Source organism: Microbacterium sp. NPDC087665, assembly GCF_044743285.1.
Classification (GTDB): domain Bacteria; phylum Actinomycetota; class Actinomycetes; order Actinomycetales; family Microbacteriaceae; genus Microbacterium.
This window is the reverse complement of the sequence record NZ_JBIUWD010000008.1, coordinates 105432-121081: the sequence shown is the minus strand read 5'-3', so window position 1 is coordinate 121081 and position 15650 is coordinate 105432. Positions and strand designations below refer to the sequence as shown.

At 66.7% G+C, this 15650-nt stretch carries 24 protein-coding genes and 1 tRNA gene; 4 read left to right on the top strand and 21 right to left on the bottom strand.

What is annotated here, in order from left to right; all coding sequences use genetic code 11:
* Positions 1 to 283: 283 nt before the first annotated feature.
* The 3 genes from ACIOSY_RS16345 (at position 284) to ACIOSY_RS16335 (ending at position 1828) form a co-directional block, all read left to right on the top strand.
* A complete protein-coding gene (locus ACIOSY_RS16345; RefSeq protein WP_400855147.1) occupies positions 284 to 460 on the top strand; it encodes a hypothetical protein in 177 nt (58 codons plus the stop codon).
* Positions 461 to 704: 244 nt separating this feature from the next.
* Entirely contained in the window at positions 705 to 1568 is an 864-nt protein-coding gene (xerC, locus tag ACIOSY_RS16340) for a tyrosine recombinase XerC (protein ID WP_400855146.1), read from the top strand.
* Positions 1565 to 1828, top strand: coding sequence for a hypothetical protein (locus tag ACIOSY_RS16335; RefSeq protein ID WP_400855145.1), 264 nt, complete (start codon positions 1565 to 1567; stop codon positions 1826 to 1828). The genes xerC and ACIOSY_RS16335 overlap by 4 nt, the downstream gene beginning before the upstream one ends.
* Here the strand turns inward: ACIOSY_RS16335 and ACIOSY_RS16330 are convergent.
* The 20 genes from ACIOSY_RS16330 to ACIOSY_RS16235 all read right to left on the bottom strand — a co-directional run bounded on the left by ACIOSY_RS16330 (position 1798) and on the right by ACIOSY_RS16235 (position 15141).
* Entirely contained in the window at positions 1798 to 2049 is a 252-nt protein-coding gene (locus tag ACIOSY_RS16330; protein ID WP_400855143.1) for a hypothetical protein, read from the bottom strand. The two genes, ACIOSY_RS16335 and ACIOSY_RS16330, sit on opposite strands and share 31 nt — an antisense overlap.
* A gap of 96 nt (positions 2050 to 2145) precedes the next feature.
* Complete coding sequence (locus ACIOSY_RS16325) at positions 2146 to 2379, bottom strand: hypothetical protein (RefSeq protein WP_400855141.1); 234 nt, start codon at positions 2377 to 2379, stop codon at positions 2146 to 2148.
* Complete coding sequence (locus ACIOSY_RS16320; protein WP_400855139.1) at positions 2376 to 2609, bottom strand: hypothetical protein; 234 nt, start codon at positions 2607 to 2609, stop codon at positions 2376 to 2378. Before ACIOSY_RS16320 ends, ACIOSY_RS16325 begins: the two co-directional genes overlap by 4 nt.
* Positions 2606 to 3346: a hypothetical protein gene (locus tag ACIOSY_RS16315; protein ID WP_400855137.1), complete on the bottom strand. Its 741-nt coding sequence runs from the start codon at positions 3344 to 3346 to the stop codon at positions 2606 to 2608. The genes ACIOSY_RS16320 and ACIOSY_RS16315 overlap by 4 nt, the downstream gene beginning before the upstream one ends.
* Complete coding sequence (locus ACIOSY_RS16310; protein ID WP_400855136.1) at positions 3346 to 3864, bottom strand: hypothetical protein; 519 nt, start codon at positions 3862 to 3864, stop codon at positions 3346 to 3348. Before ACIOSY_RS16310 ends, ACIOSY_RS16315 begins: the two co-directional genes overlap by 1 nt.
* A complete protein-coding gene (locus ACIOSY_RS16305; RefSeq protein ID WP_400855134.1) occupies positions 3861 to 5282 on the bottom strand; it encodes a hypothetical protein in 1422 nt (473 codons plus the stop codon). The genes ACIOSY_RS16310 and ACIOSY_RS16305 overlap by 4 nt, the downstream gene beginning before the upstream one ends.
* Complete coding sequence (locus ACIOSY_RS16300; RefSeq protein WP_400855133.1) at positions 5276 to 6838, bottom strand: hypothetical protein; 1563 nt, start codon at positions 6836 to 6838, stop codon at positions 5276 to 5278. Before ACIOSY_RS16300 ends, ACIOSY_RS16305 begins: the two co-directional genes overlap by 7 nt.
* A gap of 111 nt (positions 6839 to 6949) precedes the next feature.
* The gene (locus tag ACIOSY_RS16295; protein WP_400855132.1) at positions 6950 to 7288 is read right to left on the bottom strand and encodes a hypothetical protein; all 339 of its coding nucleotides are present in this window, start codon (positions 7286 to 7288) and stop codon (positions 6950 to 6952) included.
* Between the two features lie 2 nt (positions 7289 to 7290).
* On the bottom strand, positions 7291 to 7683 hold the full coding sequence (locus ACIOSY_RS16290; protein ID WP_400855131.1) for a hypothetical protein: 393 nt from the start codon (positions 7681 to 7683) through the stop codon (positions 7291 to 7293).
* Positions 7684 to 7685: 2 nt separating this feature from the next.
* Entirely contained in the window at positions 7686 to 8132 is a 447-nt protein-coding gene (locus ACIOSY_RS16285) for a hypothetical protein (protein WP_400855129.1), read from the bottom strand.
* 9 nt (positions 8133 to 8141) lie between these two features.
* Positions 8142 to 8483 carry a hypothetical protein gene (locus ACIOSY_RS16280; RefSeq protein ID WP_400855128.1) on the bottom strand — a complete coding sequence of 114 codons (342 nt, stop codon included), beginning with the start codon at positions 8481 to 8483 and terminating at the stop codon, positions 8142 to 8144.
* Between the two features lie 2 nt (positions 8484 to 8485).
* Complete coding sequence (locus ACIOSY_RS16275) at positions 8486 to 8809, bottom strand: hypothetical protein (protein WP_400855126.1); 324 nt, start codon at positions 8807 to 8809, stop codon at positions 8486 to 8488.
* Complete coding sequence (locus ACIOSY_RS16270; protein ID WP_400855125.1) at positions 8809 to 10485, bottom strand: HK97 family phage prohead protease; 1677 nt, start codon at positions 10483 to 10485, stop codon at positions 8809 to 8811. The genes ACIOSY_RS16275 and ACIOSY_RS16270 overlap by 1 nt, the downstream gene beginning before the upstream one ends.
* Complete coding sequence (locus tag ACIOSY_RS16265; RefSeq protein WP_400855124.1) at positions 10482 to 11576, bottom strand: phage portal protein; 1095 nt, start codon at positions 11574 to 11576, stop codon at positions 10482 to 10484. Before ACIOSY_RS16265 ends, ACIOSY_RS16270 begins: the two co-directional genes overlap by 4 nt.
* Before the next feature lie 39 nt (positions 11577 to 11615).
* Complete coding sequence (locus ACIOSY_RS16260; RefSeq protein WP_400855123.1) at positions 11616 to 11831, bottom strand: hypothetical protein; 216 nt, start codon at positions 11829 to 11831, stop codon at positions 11616 to 11618.
* Positions 11832 to 11842: 11 nt separating this feature from the next.
* The gene (locus ACIOSY_RS16255) at positions 11843 to 13294 is read right to left on the bottom strand and encodes a hypothetical protein (RefSeq protein WP_400855122.1); all 1452 of its coding nucleotides are present in this window, start codon (positions 13292 to 13294) and stop codon (positions 11843 to 11845) included.
* Positions 13294 to 13650: a hypothetical protein gene (locus ACIOSY_RS16250; RefSeq protein WP_400855121.1), complete on the bottom strand. Its 357-nt coding sequence runs from the start codon at positions 13648 to 13650 to the stop codon at positions 13294 to 13296. The genes ACIOSY_RS16255 and ACIOSY_RS16250 overlap by 1 nt, the downstream gene beginning before the upstream one ends.
* Before the next feature lie 81 nt (positions 13651 to 13731).
* The gene (locus ACIOSY_RS16245; protein ID WP_400855120.1) at positions 13732 to 13989 is read right to left on the bottom strand and encodes an HNH endonuclease; all 258 of its coding nucleotides are present in this window, start codon (positions 13987 to 13989) and stop codon (positions 13732 to 13734) included.
* Between the two features lie 120 nt (positions 13990 to 14109).
* Entirely contained in the window at positions 14110 to 14364 is a 255-nt protein-coding gene (locus tag ACIOSY_RS16240) for a hypothetical protein (RefSeq protein WP_400855119.1), read from the bottom strand.
* 114 nt (positions 14365 to 14478) lie between these two features.
* Entirely contained in the window at positions 14479 to 15141 is a 663-nt protein-coding gene (locus tag ACIOSY_RS16235) for a helix-turn-helix domain-containing protein (protein ID WP_400855118.1), read from the bottom strand.
* Between the two features lie 150 nt (positions 15142 to 15291).
* Between ACIOSY_RS16235 and ACIOSY_RS16230 the strand changes: the two genes are divergently transcribed.
* A complete protein-coding gene (locus tag ACIOSY_RS16230; protein ID WP_400855116.1) occupies positions 15292 to 15591 on the top strand; it encodes a helix-turn-helix domain-containing protein in 300 nt (99 codons plus the stop codon).
* On the opposite strand, the gene ACIOSY_RS16225 is transcribed toward ACIOSY_RS16230, so the two are convergent.
* Positions 15557 to 15629 (bottom strand) — tRNA-Arg (locus ACIOSY_RS16225). The genes ACIOSY_RS16230 and ACIOSY_RS16225 overlap by 35 nt on opposite strands.
* Between the last annotated feature and the right edge of the window lie 21 nt (positions 15630 to 15650).

Genomic DNA, 15650 nt, shown 5'->3' with positions numbered 1-15650 from the left:
GCGCTCTTGGGTATGCGCCCCCACATCCGCTCCCGTCGCACTTTCTGTCGGTTTCGCACGGCCGAAGCGACAGAAAGTGCGACCGGAGCGCAGAGGGAGGGCGCGTCGACAGGCTCAGCGACGCCCCCGGATACGACGAAACCCCCGCCGCTTTCGCGACGGGGGTTTCGGATCCTGTGCGCCCGAAGGGACTCGAACCCCTAACCTTCTGGTTGGGAGTCTCGGACGACGCTTTCGAGGTCGAACACCAGCTATTACTCATCGCTGAGGCGGTGACCCTGGCATGAGCACACACGCAATCGAGACCCTGGCATACGTCGAGAAGACAATCGATAACGCCGCGGGCCTCGCGCCGAACCTCTCGTGGGAAAACCGGGAAGTCGTCGCGATGCTCGCCGACATTCGCTCGCTCCTGATAACCGGAAGCGTCGTCCCCGGCATCTTCGAGGTTGGGCGTTGAGCGCCGGGACGTGGCAAGCGACGGTGCGGTGGAGCGCCGGGGCTTGGGACGCGATGTTGCAGTGGGAAGCCGACACTTGCCCGCACTGCGCTCAGCGGCGTGCGCTCACTCTGGAATACGGCGTGCAGCTCGGACCGTGCCCTCTACACGCGGCCCCCGTGACGGCCAGCGAGCCGGTCACCATGCCGACGATCAGTGATGACCGTTTCTGACTATCTTTCTCGATGAATCGGGGGGAAACACAATGGCACTGACAATCAGCCCGGAGTGGGCGCGCATCATCGACGACTACGCGCTGCACCTGGCCGCAGCCGATCGATCACCGAACACGATTCGAGCACGCCGCGAGCAACTACAGCATCTCGCCCGTCGAATCGGCGTTGCACCAGAGGCCGTCACCTCGGCCCTGCTGCTCCGATTCGTCGGCGGGCAGACATGGCAGACGGAGACCCGCCGAAGCCGGTACAGCGGCCTTCGAGAGTTCTTCAAGTGGGCGAGGCGGGTCGGGTGGATCGAGAAGAACCCCGCCAAGCATCTCCCGACTGTGAAGCCCGCCGAGCCGAACCCCGACCCCGTACCGCGCGCGGTGTTCGATCAGTCGGTGCGACGTGTGGATGAGCGCACGGCACTGATGATGCGCCTGGCCCATGACGCCGGTCTTCGACGCGGCGAGATCGCCGTGGTGCACTCCGACGATCTGCGCCAGGATTTGCTCGGCTGGTCGCTGCTGGTACATGGCAAGGGTCGCCGCAAGCGCATCGTCCCGCTCACCCCACGGCTGGCGCTCGACCTCCGCGCGCTCACACCTGGCTATGCGTTCCCCGGTGCGATCGACGGGCATCTCTCCCCCCGTCGCGTCGGTGAGCTGCTGCGAGATGCAATCCCCGGCCACTGGACGGGCCACAAGCTTCGGCACTCGTTCGGCACCAACGTGAACGATGAGACCGAAGGCGACGTGATGACCGTCGGGGGGCTGCTCGGTCACCGCAACCTCAGCACGGTGCCGCGCTATGTGAAGCCCTCCGACTTCACTCGGCGGAAGGCCGTGTACGGCGCTGCCGGATACCCAGCCCCCGAGCGTCCGATTCGACACCTGGAGGCGATATGAGCGTCGAGACGATGAGCTGGCTCGGGATGCTGCGCCGGATGATCCGGGCCGCTGGTCGACGGGTGGCAGAGGCTGACGAACCCGAGCTGGCGACGCTGCTCGCTCTCCGAGACGAACTCGATGCGGCGATCGCTTCGGCGGTCGACGGTCAGCACGCCTCGGGCCGGTCATGGGAGGCAATCGGCAAAGCTGCGGGCCTGACTCGGCAGGGCGCGTTCCAGCGGTGGGGTCAGCGCCGAACGAACAAGGGCATCGCCTGAGGTCGCCCTTGCTTGTCGGGAGCGACTGCCCAGTGCTGGAGCTGCCACCCCTGAGCTTCGATCGCGTCGAGCATCGCCGACCAATCGGGGATGCCTCCCGAGAAGCCGGGACGGGTCGCTGGAAGGTTCAGGATCGGTGTGAAGTACCGCGAACCGGCTTGGATCGCCTTGGCTGCGTCCTGCGCGACGGTGGCGGCTTTGGTGTTCTGGAGGATGCCCATGAAGGCACCATAGCGAACCCGTCACGGGTGTAAACGCGGCGTTGACAGCAGAATGCCCCACGTCATCCGGCGTGGGGCATTCTGCGTCAGAGGCGGTCAGCGGGCCTCAGGCGGGCGCACGGGCGTAGCCGCTGCCGGGGTCGCGTTGAACACGACGGCGGCGAGGCCGAGCCACACGACGACTTCCTGAGCGGTCATGATGCCGTAGAAGGTCACTACCGCACCAGCGGCCACCAGGACGCGGTACGCCCATGCTCGGACGGCCTGGGGCGGGAGCGCCTTGGCGGTGAGAGCGGCGCGGCGTTCTCGGCGGGTCAGGTACTTGGTCACTTGTCTTCCTCCTCTCCGAATAGGTCAGCGGGTATCGGCAGGGGCATGTAGCCGCTGCGGTACGCGTGGTCGACCTGCGCACGCATGTGCAGCCACATGCGGCGGTTGACGGTCTCCACGTGGATGAGGCGGGACTCGACTCGGGCGAGCCGACCGAACTTGTTCGCCGCCCATCCGCCCGAGGCTGCGACCACGGCGATGATGAGCATGAGCCAAGCATCGAAGGTCATGAGCGCTTGCCCAGTTCCTTCACCAGCGCCTCCACCACGGCGGGCACGAGAGCTGCGACAATCTCAGCCTTCTTCCGCTCCCATCGGCGCAGCGCGATCGCGTTCGCGATGTCGAACTGGCGCGCGGTGACGGGCGTCGGGTTGCCGAACACTTTCTGCTGCGCTGTGAGGTATTCGCCCGGCTCGATGTCGACGCTTCGATAAGCGTCGGCGGCGTCGTAGCCGAATTCGTCCGCGAAGTTGATAGCTCCGGTCTCGGTGTTGCGGATGGTCTGCATTCCCATCTCTGGTTCCTCCTGTGGTTGGGGCGGGGTCGGCGGGGGCGTGGTCGTGGCGGGGGCGCTATAGGCGATCGGAGCGCCCAGGATCGTCTCTGTCCATCCGAGGTACGGACGCCCGATCTGGCGCTGTCTCGCGTCGATGGTGGTCACGCCGATGACGCCGTTACGGGGCCAGTCGGTCGCGGCGACTCGACCGCCTCCGAGACTGATCACTACGTCACCGGCTCCGCTGGTCGGCTTGGCTCCGAACCAGACCGGAACTCCGGGCGGCGGGTTGCGATCGCCGTGGTGTTTGCCGTCTGACTTCTCCCAACCGATCAGGGCCGTTGCGGCGCTGCGGTTGGTGCTGGCCCCGTTGCGCTTGTAGGCCTGCCATACGGCTTCGAGGCAGTACCCGGCTCGCCAGGTACTGAACGCGAGCAGCGTCTGAGCGGCTGCGGCTCCGTTGGCGCTCATCACTGCTCCGCCGGGAAGACGATATCGAGCGACGTGAAGGTGGTCGACAGTGTGCCGTGAAGGATGTTCCCGTTCGCGGCCATGTCGACGGTGCCGCCGACACCCGGCGACACGGAGACGGTCGTGATTCGCTGCTTCGATGGGCGGAACCCCACGGGCAGGTTGGCGATCACCCCACCGGGCGAGGTCGTGCCGTCTTTGATCAGCCCGGACACGTACACGATGCCGTTCAGGCGTCGGTAGCGCGGTTCCGCGTAGATGCCCCCGCCGAAGTACTTCCAGTTGTTCTGCAGCACGAGCGTCCGCCAGCCGGTGTCATCCACGGGGGCCGTGGCGTTCTCCAGCGCTGCGATCCGCTGGAGAAGCGACACCAGGTCGGAGTCGAGCGGGGTCTGTCCCTCGTTCATCAACACCGCTTCGAGGCGCTGAGCAAGCGACAGCGAGACGGCTCCGATCGCCTTGCCGCCGTCGTTGCCCTCCAGGTAGGGCAGTTGGTAGACGGGCGTTGTCTTCGTCATGGGGTTCTCCTTGTGACGGCTGCGAGGTCGTTCAGGGTGAGGTCTGCGGCCCAGTTGTCGAGCCGATCGGTGGCGGACGCGGGGAACATCTGGTCGAGCGTGAGAGTGTCGGGCGCACCCGCTCGGGTTGGCGCTGGGATGAGGGCGTGCCGCCATCTACCGCGCTCGTCGTAGGAGAGCGTTCCTCCGATGAACTGCACGACGGAGGGCGCTCCGGCTTCGCCGTTGAACATGGAACCGGCGAGGTAGAACGCGCCCTGCTGGCGTGTGTGGAACGTCTGGCCGAACCCGGCGAGCTCAGGCGCTTCGGGGTCGATCGTGAGCGTGGGGAGCTGCCCCAGGCCGTTGAGAGCGCCGAACGCTGCGGCGGTCTCGGTCGGCAACCACCCGGGCGTGCCGCTGTTGTACAGGTACAGAGTGCGCTCGGCGTTCTCCGCTGTGATCGGGGTCACGAAGAAGTCGCGCGTCCAATAGGTCTTCCACGCCGGGGAGTAAGTGCCACCCGCCCCGGCGCCGGGAACGGGCGCGGTCACGGTGCCCGTCGCGTAGGTGTACGTGGCGGGCGTCCCGGCGGCGAAGTAGTGGACGTAGTCGAACCGAGCTGCCGACACGTCTTCGGCTGGGTACTCGAGCTGACGCCGATCGATGACGGCGAGGCGGGCGGGGAGCTTGCCGACTCCTGAGGGCAGGACGATCGACAGGAGGCCGTTCGCGCCTTGGGCGAGGGTGACGACGGCGGAGGCTGCGGGCGCATGCGGAGCGGGGCGCAGACTGTCGTCGCGAGCATCGTACGTACAGGACGCGAGCACGCCCGCCATGGCGTAAGCGGAGGTCAGCAGCTCGAAAGCTGACGCGGACGCAGCCGACTGAGGTGGGGCCATGGCCCGCACGCGCGGCGAGTACTGCACGATGGGGTCGGGCTTCTCGATCGTCGTCACGAACGCAGCGGCCCCTGCTTCGGCAACCTCCGCCACGCGCACGTCAATGTCCCGCGAGTACCATCCGCCGGCGGGCGTGTATTCGCCCCGTCCTGCTCGCTCCACACCCGGGCCGGTGGGAATGAACTGGGCGAGCGTGGCGAACAGGTCGTGCGCCGTGATCGTCGTGACCTTGACCGTTTCGCGCAGCCCGTTCGGGAATCTCAGGGTGCGCTCCAGCGTCGATGCTGCGGCGACCTTGCCACGGAAGACGTACCCGTGGGCAGGGTGAGCGATCGTCAGCTTCTCGCCCTTGCGGGGAGGGGTCGCCTCCAGGCCGCGCGTGATGGTCTCCACGATCGCGATACCGGGCTGCGGGGTCTCCAGGAGCGACCGGCGACCCCACTCGATGCGGAGGCGTTTCAGGCCGACGTGCGACGCGCCGCGAACGGCGCTGGCCGCGATCGGTCGACCGCTCAGGGTGAGCACGGGGGCTACCATGTCGGTTCCTCCGGACGACGGCGACCGGTCAATACGGCGTCGTCGTCAAGAATCTTCTTGATCTCCTGGGCGGTCGCGTGCGGGTCGGTCACCAGGCCGTGGAACTCGATATGAACGTTCGGGCGGCTCTCGACCGTGGGAGCTGCACGCAGGAATGACGCGGGGCTGGGGGCGGCGGTCGTCTTGAAGGCTGTCGGCTGCGCGAACCCGGCCACGGTCTCGGCTGCGCTGAACATCATCCGGGCCGTGGGGGTCTCGGAGGGGGCGTCGACCGTCATCGCGATCGACTTCAACCCCAGAGCCTCTTCGAGCCAGTCGGGCATCAGGTCGGAGCCGAGCTTGCCGAACCACTCCAGAACGTCTTCGATCCAGCCGATGATGCCCTCGAAGACCTTCGCGACGTTCTCGCCCAAGTCGGAGAAGAAGTTTCCGACTTCCTCGATCGCCTTCACGATGTTCTCACCGATCCAGGTCGCCACGTCGGTGCACCACTGCACAACGGCTCCCCAAACCTCGGAGGCCTTCGCGGCGATCTTGTCCCAGTTCTGAATCACCAGGACGACGCCCGCGATGATGAGGCCGATAGCGGCTACGACGGCGAGCACGATCCAGGTGACCGGGGAGGCAAGCCACGCGGCGTTGTTCGCGATCTGCGCGGCCGTCTGGATCGCCTGGATCGCGGCATAGACCTTCATGGCCCCGTTCATCACGAGGATGCCAGCGGCGAGGACGGCGATGACGCCCGCGACGGTCGTCACGACGTCGATGTTCTCGCCCATCCATCGGGCGAGGTCGGATGCGATCTTGGCACCCTCGGTCATGACGGGAAGCAGCTGCTCCCCGAGTGCGATCTGGGCGTTCCGCCATTCGGCGTTCGCCCGCTCCTGCGCACCGGCTGCGGTGTCGGCTTCGGAGGCGAACTGGCCCTGGGCTGAGGCGGTCTGTTCCATCAGTAGCGCGAGAGTGACCTGAGTCGTCGCGGCGGCGTCCGCTTCGCCGGTCAGCTCGTCCAGGCCCATCGCGGCTTTGCGCGCCTCGATATCGGCGGCTTTGATCGATACGCCGTACTTCTCGATCGGATCGCGCTCGCCTCGCAGCAGCGACGAGAGGGCGGCGACGGCATCCGCGGTTGGCCCGCCGAACGTCGCCGCGAGGTCGGAGCCGAGACCGATCAGCTCGTTCGTCTTCCCGGCCAGCTCTTCTTCATCCACGCCCATGTTCTGGAGCTGCGCGCCGAGCACGGCGGCGAGGTTGCCGTACTGGTCTTCGGCCAGGCCCACGGCGTCGGCGGCTTCGGCGGCGTAGGCGTGGATGGCTGAGGCGTTCTCGGCGAAGACGGCATCGACCGAGCCCGCCGCCTGTTCGGCGGACGCGGCCAGGTTGCCGACGTGGATCGCCCCCGCGCCGAGAGCGGTCAGGGCGAGTCCCGCCGTCACGGACGCACGGTCGACGGCGGAGGCCATTCGACCAGATGCGTTCTCCATCTTCACCATCGCGTCGATGCCGGATGCGGCGTCGCCGATGATGCGGACGGAGAGGACGGCGGGACTTGCCATGTCAGTGCCTTTCTCGGGCTTCGTTGAGGATGTGGACGGCGGTCGCGATGTCGGCGGGGTCTTCGCTGTGCCACGCGGACGGGAGCGTGTGCGTGGCGACGGCCAGCGCTACTAGGAGGTAGTGGGCTGATCCGTCAGCGTGTCTTCCCCCAGGCCATCCACCTCCAGGCCGTCGTCGTCCTCGGTCTCGTCCTCCGGGGCGGGCGAGACCGACAGCACGGGCGTGTGGGGGTCTTCGTAGAACTGTTCCCAGGTGAGTTCGATCAGCCCGAGCCGGGACGCTGCCGACCAGCCTCGGAAGGCCTGGAGGCGCATACCGTTGTCGCGCAGCTCGCCCCACTGACGGTTGTTGCGCATCGCTCGCTCGAAGTTGCGCGTGTCGAAGAGGTTCGGCAGAACGTCGAGGTGCTCGCCGTTGTCGAACTCGATGCGGAGAAGATTCTTGGGCATGGTCAGGTTCCTTTGACTTTGTCGATGGTGGATTCCAGATAGTCCTGGTAGACGCGCACCCAGCGACCTTCGCTGTCTTGCGCGCCCTTGGAGAGAAACGGCTGAGGTTTGATCCCTCGGGCGAACCAGCCCCAGTGGATCGGCCCCGCGTACGGCACTCGGGCGAACCCGGCGCGGATGATTCCCGCCGTCTTCGTTCCGGCTGCGCGGATCGTGTCGGCGAGCTTGTTCGATCGCTTGGGGGCGAGTGCTTCGGATGCCCGGGCGGCGATCCCTGCGGCGTCGGCGTGAGCCTTCTTCATGTCGGCGAGGTCGTCGCCCGCCTTCCGCAGCGTGCTGCGGAGCCTGCGGGCACCCTCTACGCGCACGACGCCTTGGGACTGCCACCCGGACACGATCAGACCTTCGCGGAGGCCTTGGCGGTGCGACCAGCGGTGCCGGTGCCGATCGGCTGCACGTTGCGGGCCGGGAACGTGAAGTCACTCGTGTTGCGGGTCTTCACATCGCCGCCGATCTTGATCGGACGGATCTTCGCTTCGCCCTGCCACGACTGCGTGCCGTCGTTGTTCGGGGTGAACACCCACGGCATCCACTGGCCCGCGTGCTCGAAACACCACAGCTCCAGGCTGTCGGCGTCGTAGTCCTGGAGAAGCGACCCGCCGACCTCCCATGTGATCTCGTCGTCTTCGGTCAGTTCCTCGCCCGAGAGGACGGGGAGCGTGTCGCCGTCTTCGACGTTGGGGTTCAGCTCGGCCTTGCGGAGCTGGGATGCGAACTCTCGTTCGCTGGCGGTCTCGCCGAACTTGAGCGAGCCGGGGCCGAGCTGCTTCGACTTGATGGGCATGGGGTCTCCTTAGATTTCGAGGTTCACGGGGATGCGGAAGCCGGGAAGGATGGTCTTGTTCTCCAGCTCGATCCCGGTGTCGAGCTGCACTTGTCCGTCTGGGGTGACGACGCTCAGAGCGAGGTCGAGCATTTCGCCGAGTTCCGCCATGGCCCGACTGAGCTTCCAAGACGGCACGGTGAGGTCGATCTGGGCGTGGAGGGTGCCACCCCCGGCGAGGGTGTCGACTTCGAAGCGGTCGCAGTGCACCCAGGCACACGGCGGGTTGAGCTTGGTCGGGTCGACACCGGCAGACAGGCCCGCCTCGCGGAGCTGCTGCGCGAGGTCTTCGAGCGGGGCGAGAATATCCACGGTCAGCCGATCTGAGGCCCGGCGAACCGCCCAATGCGCAAGAGCTGTTCGATCTCGATGTCGGTCGCGCGCCGGGCAGTGTTCGACTGTCCGAACGGCTCGGCCATGCCCTTCTGAGCGGCATCCCGGTAGAGGCCCGTCGCGAGCCGGATAGCTCCCAGCCGGTAGTCGTCCGGCCAGGTGGCCCGCACGCCGTGGTAACGCTCGACATAGGCCCGGGCGGCGGCGATCGCGCGCGTCAGCTCGCCGTCTTCCCCGGAGGCGGGGAGGCCGCACGCAGCGCGCACGGCCCCCTCGTCAATCAGAGTGGCCTCCGGTTCCGGCATCACTCGCCGCCAGGAGCCGCCGCACCGACCTGGCGCAGAGTGATCGCACGCGGGTCGTTGATCAGCACGCCGTCGTAGCCGAACAAGCCGAGGTCAATACCGCCCTTGGGCAGATCGACGGCGTTGACGCGGATAGGCGGCGTCTTCTCGAACCAGTCGGCGGCGCGCTCGTCGTAGCCGAGCACCTGACCGGCTGCGAGCGATGGGTGCGTCTTGATCGCCAGATCGCCGATCTCAGCCGACTGCTTCTTGAGGCTGATACCAGTCGCATTCGCGAGCCAGAACGGCACCTCTGCCTGGGTGAGCCCCGAGTACTCCTCGAAGAGGTCGGGGGCGATGAAGATCGCATCCAGGGATGCGCCGAGCGCGGCGAAGTCCGCGCCGAGCGCGCCCAGCGCCTTCAACAGCGTGGGCTGGTTCGGGCGAGTGGCGGCCCCGGCGATGAGCTGCGAGGCGCAGTAGGTCTCCGAGTCCTGCTTGTAGTCGACCACAGCGCCGCTCCAGAACGACTCCAGGAATCCGGGGTCTCCCAGGTCGATGTGGATGCGATCGATGTCCCAGCCGCCTGCCGAGCGGTGAACGTCGGCCTCAGCGGGCTTCGTCTTGGGCTTGTTCGACGGCACAGGCTTCTTGTTGCCCTCGTAGGTCTGCACGTCGGGCTTCACGTCCCACACCCACCCCTTGATCTTGCTTCCGGTGCGCAGCTCCTTGGGCGTGCCGAGCGCTTCGATCATGGGGCGATCGGTGCGGCTCGCGGTCCACAGCTCGCCGCGCCAGTCGTTGCGCAGGAATGCTTCTCCCGCGTCGTCGGCGGGCACGAAGTCCTGCAGCGCCAGGCGGACAGCGGACGCACCCTCACCTGCGGCAACGAGCGCCGCGATCTCGTCGGTCACCTGACGCAGTGACACGGGTCGCGGATTCGTCTGGCCTCGCGGAGGGGGAGTCTGCTGCTGGCCGGGCCCGCTCGAGACGATGCGGGACAGCTCGGCGTACTGCTCGGCGGACAGCTGCACCGGGGGGAGGTCGGGCCGCTCGGCGGTGGCGAGCGTGACCGGAGCAGGTGCGGCTGCGGGTGCGGGTGCCTGCGTGGCGGGCGGGGCGGCGAGCTGCGGGGTGTCCAACGTCGCCAGGGCCGCGTCGTGCTGCGCCTGGGTGATGGTGCCTGCGGCGAGAGCTGCCGCGAGTTGTGCACGGTTCATGTGGGTGTTCTCCTTTCGGGTCGCCAGGCTGGCGGCCACGTCGATGACTTGGGAATCTTGAAGTGCGGGGATCGCGCACAGGCTGACCTCGTAAAGCTCGGCCTTGTGAACGTGCAGGACGCCGTTGTCGTCCCACGAGTACTCGATGATCCGGAATCCGACGGAGAAGCCGTCGCGGAGCTTGTTGCGGGCCTCTGCTAGCGCCCGGTCGCCGTTCTCGCCGGGCGGGACATGGAAGGTCGCCTCGGTGCGGTCATCGCTCAGGGTGAGCATGTAGCCCACGGGGTCGGAGTGGTTGTGGTCGCGGAGGAGCTTCACGCGAGACAGCGGCATACGCGGCTCCAGCGCGCCCGCCTCGATCACGAGTCCGTGCGACTCGGCGACGACGCCGAACACGGTGATCGTGCCGCTGATCGTGCGGTCGATCTCGGAGAGGGTGACGGACGGCGCGTAGCCGGTGAGGGTCAACATGGTCATGCTCGGGCCTCCCAGCCTTCTTGCTCGGCGATCCAGGCGTCGGTGATGAAGCTGTGCTTCTTCCCGATTCCGTAGGTCTCGAAACGGGTTTTCTGGTCGTCGCGGGTCAGCTCGTCGGTGAGGAACTTGACGGTCGTCCCGCGCGGGGTCACGTCACCCATGGACAGGCGGTCTTCGATGACCGTCATGTATTCCGTCAGGAACAGGTCGATCAGCTCCCAGTTGCGGGATGCCCGATTCGCGTAGGTGAGCGACTGACCCTCGACGGGCGTGTCTGTGACCCAGGCGGGTGCGCCCGTGTGGCGGGCTAGCTCCAGGTCGATGCGCTTGCGGGCGTCGATCAGGAGCTGTTCGGGCTGCTGACCGTGCGTGTGAACCTTGAGGCTCTTGCTCGTGTAGGCGACGTTCCCGGTCTTGCGCTTATGCATCCAGCGTTCGATCAGCGAGTCGATCGCCTCGTCGCCGATGTCATCGCCTTCGTTGTGCAGCTCGATCGACGGGACGGGGTTGGATTCGGCGAGGGCGGCAACGCGGTTGAGGATCATCGCGCGGCGGATGGTGTCGCCGCCGTCGCGGAGCAGCCCGGAGCCGAGACCGTCGAAGCGGATGAAGCCGAGGGTGACCTTCTCGCCGAAGGCCTTCACCAGCTCGCCCGCTTCGTTCGTGTCGGCTTCGCTCGGCGGTACCAGGCGAACGCGAACCGGCCAGCCGTTGGCGTCCCTAGCCGTGATCTGCCAGAACACGTAGGGCTGGAAAATCAGGGCGTCGATCGTCCAGGCGAGGGTGTTCGAAAGCGGGGTGCCTTCTTCGGGCTGCTCCAGGATCGGGAACGTTCCGACCGGCCAGCGGGAGCCGTTGGGGCGCACTGCGCTGAGCGGGAGCCGCCCGACCGTGACGCATGCGGCGCGGCGGGCCTTCGAGACGACGGGGAGACGCATGGACCGGTCACGGGAGACGTAGACCTCGGCGACATCGCCGTACAGGGCTTCGAAGGTGACGTGCTCCAGGATGCCCTCTTCACGCCACGGACTCCGCACCTGGGTAGTGGTGCGGAGTCCGAGGGCTGAGGCGAGGGAGGAAAGGAAGGTCACGCCGTAAAGACTGCGGAGGGGGGCTGGACAATCCGCGAATCAGGGGTGTGTCGCCTTCTCAGCGGCGGCGTGTCGCTGGGCGTGCTTTCTAGCCGCCCAGCGGGCCGTCTCGCTGTCGGCGTGGAACGTCTTTTCGTGGTCGACGGCGCAACGGTGCGCCTCGCAGCACCCGAACCTGACGGCTGACCAGTGAGGGCAGTCGTCGCACTGGATGACGGCAGTTTCGGAGGGTGACGGGTCGATCTTGATTGCCATGGTCGGGCCTTTCAGCGGAGGGTCGGCGCGCCCATGGGGGCTTCGCGGTGGTCGTAGGCCCACAGGCCGACCGCGACCGCGATCAGCGCCGCTACCGGGCCGGTGGAGTACTTACGGGAGAAGCGGGCGGGGGCGTCACCGGCTGAGCGCATCACAGCGTGCATGACGGCGAGTCGGAGCGTTTCGGAGCCGTCGTGGCGCAGCGTCTTGTCGTCCCGAGCGGCGGACAGCAGCGCGATACAGGCGGTGCCGAAGTCGCGTGCGCCGAGCGTGAAGATGTCCTGTCCCCGGCGCACGAGCTCGTCGGTCACGGCTCGCGTTTCGCCGCCGTCGTCGGCTGCGATGACCATCGGCCGGCACTCGCGTTTGATGCGCTCAACGAGGTCGGCGAGCCAGATCGTTCCCGGGGCGGCGTGCACGACGTGTGTGCAGGGATTCCCGTCAGCATCTCGCCAGACGGCGTAGATCGCTGCGGAGTCCCCGCCGTGTGCGACCTCGTACGCGATCGCCACTTCCGACCATGCGGGAGGGTCGACCCACGTCGCGCGCAACTTGTCGAATTCCGCGGCCTCTACGATCGCGTTGACCGACTCGGTTCGCGTGTTCATGAACCCACGCATCCACTCGCCGTAGGGGATGCCGGTTTCGGCGCGCAGCGCTTCGACGGTCTGCGTGTTCCCGAGGGCCGGGTGGAACATCCACCACGTCCTCGGGTCGTACGGGTCGTGCCCCTCGGGCATTGAGTACTCGATGTAGCACAGGCCGGGATCGGTGCCCGCTCGCCCGAGGTCTACGAGGTCGTTCATGAACCCGGATTGAGCGGTGCCCATGGTCGAGACGTACCAGCGCTGCGCGATGCCGTGCAGCGTGATCATGGCGGGGCTGACAGCGCCCGTGAGCTGTTCGCCCAGCTCGCGCGAGTACTTCCAGAATTCGTCGTAGTCGACCCAGTGGGGCGTCTCGCCGTGGATCGCATCAGGACGCGGCGCGAACCGGGTCAGGCGGGAGCCGTTCGCCGGGAGGATCAGACCTTCGGAGCCGTTCGACAAGCGCGACTTGAACATGGGGGCCAGGGGCGACCCGGCCACCAGTTTGATCAGGTCTTTCATGCGCTTCCCGGCATCGTTCCCGGTCTGCGCCGTCGACCAGGCTGAGAGGTTCGGGCGGGTGATCATCCGGTGCGTTCGAACCGGCCCCATGAGCGTCGTCTTTCCCGACTGTCTCGGGACGGTGACCACGACGCGGCTATAGCGGTAGCGGCGCATGCCCAGGAACTTGTCGTTCTCCGACTCCCCCGGGCCGAACGTGCGCCACTCAGACGCGACCTCGACGGTTCGCCGCTGCCAGGGCATCAGCTCAACGCCCATCAGCCGAGCGGTCTTCGCGACCTCCTCGCCCTCGCTGTTCCAGGACAGGTCGCGCTCGGGCATGTAGCGCGGCTCGGGGTCGTAGGTGAACGGCATCAGTGATCGACCTCTTCGCTGTCGTGCTGCGGCTGATCGGACATCAGGAAGTCGAGAACCTTCGTGAGCGCGTCGGCGGATGCCGCTTCCGGGGCGGGCAGCGTCTCGAAGATCTCTTTCATGGCTCGGGTCAGGTTCGCGTACCCGGACGGGGCACCTCGACCCTGGGCCTGGTCGAGCGCGCGCGCCGTGGTGATCGCGAGTGCGACCTGTCCGGCGTGATGGTCTTCGATGTAGCCCATGCTGCGCAGCGCTTCAATCTGTCGGAGCGTTTCCTGCTCGATGAAGCCGGGTGTGCTGTCCTTCGGCGGCGTCGGGTCGAATCCGGGCAGATACGGGGCGTTTTCGGCGGTCATTTCCGGCTCCTTTCGGGCTCGTGGTCGGGTCTTTTTTGTGGGGTGTTGGGGGGAGATGGAAGCGCTGGCGCGGGGCGTCCGCTAAGCGGCCCGTTTGAAAAACTGGAGGCCTGTCTCTATCGGCGCAGTGACATCGCGATTGCCGCGCGACTCGTTGCAACGACGATGAGCTGGGCGACCGTTGGCAACGTCGTACCAGTCGCCGCCCTTCGATCGAGCGATGATGTGGTCGGCAGTGTCCGCACCAGGCAGACCGCACAGGCGACAGATCGTGCCCTTCTCAGCGAGGACAGCAGCGACCCACTCCTGCGACTTGCGCCCGCCCCACTTCTCAGCCACGGGCAAACCCCTGCCAGAACCCCCGGTGGGCCTCCTGCTGCTCACTGGTCAGCGGCTCGCGCTCAACCCACGCGACCAGCTTCATTCGGGCGGGGCCGTTGCACAGCCAGCACCGGCAGTTCATCGGGGGTCACCGGGCTTGTATGCGTCGAGCACCTTGCGGGCCGCGTCGACCCACTGCTGGCCGATCTCCGACCAGTCATCGAGTGGACGATCACCGACCATCTGAGCGACCAGGCGAAGCTGTGCGGCGTCGGTGTGCCAGATGTCGGACTGGGCGAACGTAGGCGCTTGCTCGGCTCGCTCGGCGTACTCGCGTGCGAGCTGGCGCAGCTGCTCGTAGATGGTCGGCTGAGGGGCGGTCTCGGTGGTCATGTCGTCTCCTTGGTCAGTCGGTCGGGGTCGTGTTGTTGGGCGGGGTCAGGATCAGGTACACGGTGATCACCACGGCGGCGATGATCGCGAAAGTCGGATCGATGTAGTCGGGCATCAGGCGACCTCTCCGGTGGCGGCGTTCATGGTCGGAGGCTCGAAGCAATGGGCGCACTTGCCCGTCGATTTGCTGAGCACGTGAGAGTGATCCCGCCAGTTGCCCGGACAACGCTCATCAATCCAGGTCATCGTCGGACGCACCGCAGATGCGCTCGCGCGACTACTTGAGTTGTCTCTAGGAGATGAGTGGTGAGTTCTAGGGACTGGTTTGGGTGACACTGGCGTCACCCCTCCGGGTGACATCGGCGTCACCCCTGTGGATAGATCGGGGGTGACACTGGCGTCACCCGTGTGGATAACCCCCAGCTCCCCGGCGAGGCCTTCCAATGGCGAGGGCCGGGGGCGGGAAAGCTGCTTCTTGGTGCGATGCTGCGCCGTGCGGTCGCAGTCGACGGGGCACCGGAGCAGGACTTCGTACAGGTTGGGGCGGTGGGAGTCCGCCATGAGGTGCGTGCCGCCGCCCTGGATGATCCGACGCACTTCGCCGAGCTTCACGAGCTGATCGATCGAGCGCTGGACGGTTCGCGGGTCGACGTTGGCATAGTCGGCCAGGGTGTCGATCGAAGGCCACGATCCGCCGTCGCCGTCGTGGTTGGCGATGCCGATCATGACAACCTTCGTGGTTCCCTTGGCGCGCGAGTGCCGAAGAGCGATCGCCATAGACTCAACCGACACGGCTGACCTCGCTGACCCGCTGGGCGGATACTCCCGATTTGTGCATGATCCACAGAGTTATGCACAGTGTGAATAACTCTGGGATTGGGCGCGGCGTGTCCCCGTTTTGGTCGCGGACACGCTAATCTGTGGATCATGACAATCCTCGACAACCCCACGTGGACGCTTGTTGACAGGCTGCGCAAGTCCCGGATGCTGGCCGACCTCGACCAGGGCGAGATCGCCGACCGTATCGGTGTGGCACGCAACACCGTGAGCAACTGGGAGCGAGGGCGCTCAGAGCCGACCGCGACCTACTTCGTCCGGTGGGCGAGCGCGACCGGCGTCACCCTCGACTGGTTGGCGGCTGGCCTTAACGCAGAAACGGCCCCCACCGAAGTGGAGACCGTTTCTGGTTCTGTGCGCCCGAAGGGACTCGAACCCCTAACCTTCTGATCCGTAGTCAGATGCTCTATCCATTGAGCTACGGGCGCTCAAACCCGCTCAGCGGGCCG

Coding starts and splice junctions, on each gene's coding strand:
- ACIOSY_RS16345 (WP_400855147.1), top strand. CDS start 284: ATGAGCACACACGCAATCGAGACCCTGGCATACGTCGAGAAGACAATC.
- xerC (WP_400855146.1), top strand. CDS start 705: ATGGCACTGACAATCAGCCCGGAGTGGGCGCGCATCATCGACGACTAC.
- ACIOSY_RS16335 (WP_400855145.1), top strand. CDS start 1,565: ATGAGCGTCGAGACGATGAGCTGGCTCGGGATGCTGCGCCGGATGATC.
- ACIOSY_RS16330 (WP_400855143.1), bottom strand. CDS start 2,049: ATGGGCATCCTCCAGAACACCAAAGCCGCCACCGTCGCGCAGGACGCA.
- ACIOSY_RS16320 (WP_400855139.1), bottom strand. CDS start 2,609: ATGACCTTCGATGCTTGGCTCATGCTCATCATCGCCGTGGTCGCAGCC.
- ACIOSY_RS16315 (WP_400855137.1), bottom strand. CDS start 3,346: ATGAGCGCCAACGGAGCCGCAGCCGCTCAGACGCTGCTCGCGTTCAGT.
- ACIOSY_RS16310 (WP_400855136.1), bottom strand. CDS start 3,864: ATGACGAAGACAACGCCCGTCTACCAACTGCCCTACCTGGAGGGCAAC.
- ACIOSY_RS16305 (WP_400855134.1), bottom strand. CDS start 5,282: ATGGTAGCCCCCGTGCTCACCCTGAGCGGTCGACCGATCGCGGCCAGC.
- ACIOSY_RS16300 (WP_400855133.1), bottom strand. CDS start 6,838: ATGGCAAGTCCCGCCGTCCTCTCCGTCCGCATCATCGGCGACGCCGCA.
- ACIOSY_RS16295 (WP_400855132.1), bottom strand. CDS start 7,288: ATGCCCAAGAATCTTCTCCGCATCGAGTTCGACAACGGCGAGCACCTC.
- ACIOSY_RS16285 (WP_400855129.1), bottom strand. CDS start 8,132: ATGCCCATCAAGTCGAAGCAGCTCGGCCCCGGCTCGCTCAAGTTCGGC.
- ACIOSY_RS16275 (WP_400855126.1), bottom strand. CDS start 8,809: ATGCCGGAACCGGAGGCCACTCTGATTGACGAGGGGGCCGTGCGCGCT.
- ACIOSY_RS16270 (WP_400855125.1), bottom strand. CDS start 10,485: ATGACCATGTTGACCCTCACCGGCTACGCGCCGTCCGTCACCCTCTCC.
- ACIOSY_RS16260 (WP_400855123.1), bottom strand. CDS start 11,831: ATGGCAATCAAGATCGACCCGTCACCCTCCGAAACTGCCGTCATCCAG.
- ACIOSY_RS16255 (WP_400855122.1), bottom strand. CDS start 13,294: ATGCCGTTCACCTACGACCCCGAGCCGCGCTACATGCCCGAGCGCGAC.
- ACIOSY_RS16250 (WP_400855121.1), bottom strand. CDS start 13,650: ATGACCGCCGAAAACGCCCCGTATCTGCCCGGATTCGACCCGACGCCG.
- ACIOSY_RS16240 (WP_400855119.1), bottom strand. CDS start 14,364: ATGACCACCGAGACCGCCCCTCAGCCGACCATCTACGAGCAGCTGCGC.
- ACIOSY_RS16235 (WP_400855118.1), bottom strand. CDS start 15,141: ATGGCGATCGCTCTTCGGCACTCGCGCGCCAAGGGAACCACGAAGGTT.
- ACIOSY_RS16230 (WP_400855116.1), top strand. CDS start 15,292: ATGACAATCCTCGACAACCCCACGTGGACGCTTGTTGACAGGCTGCGC.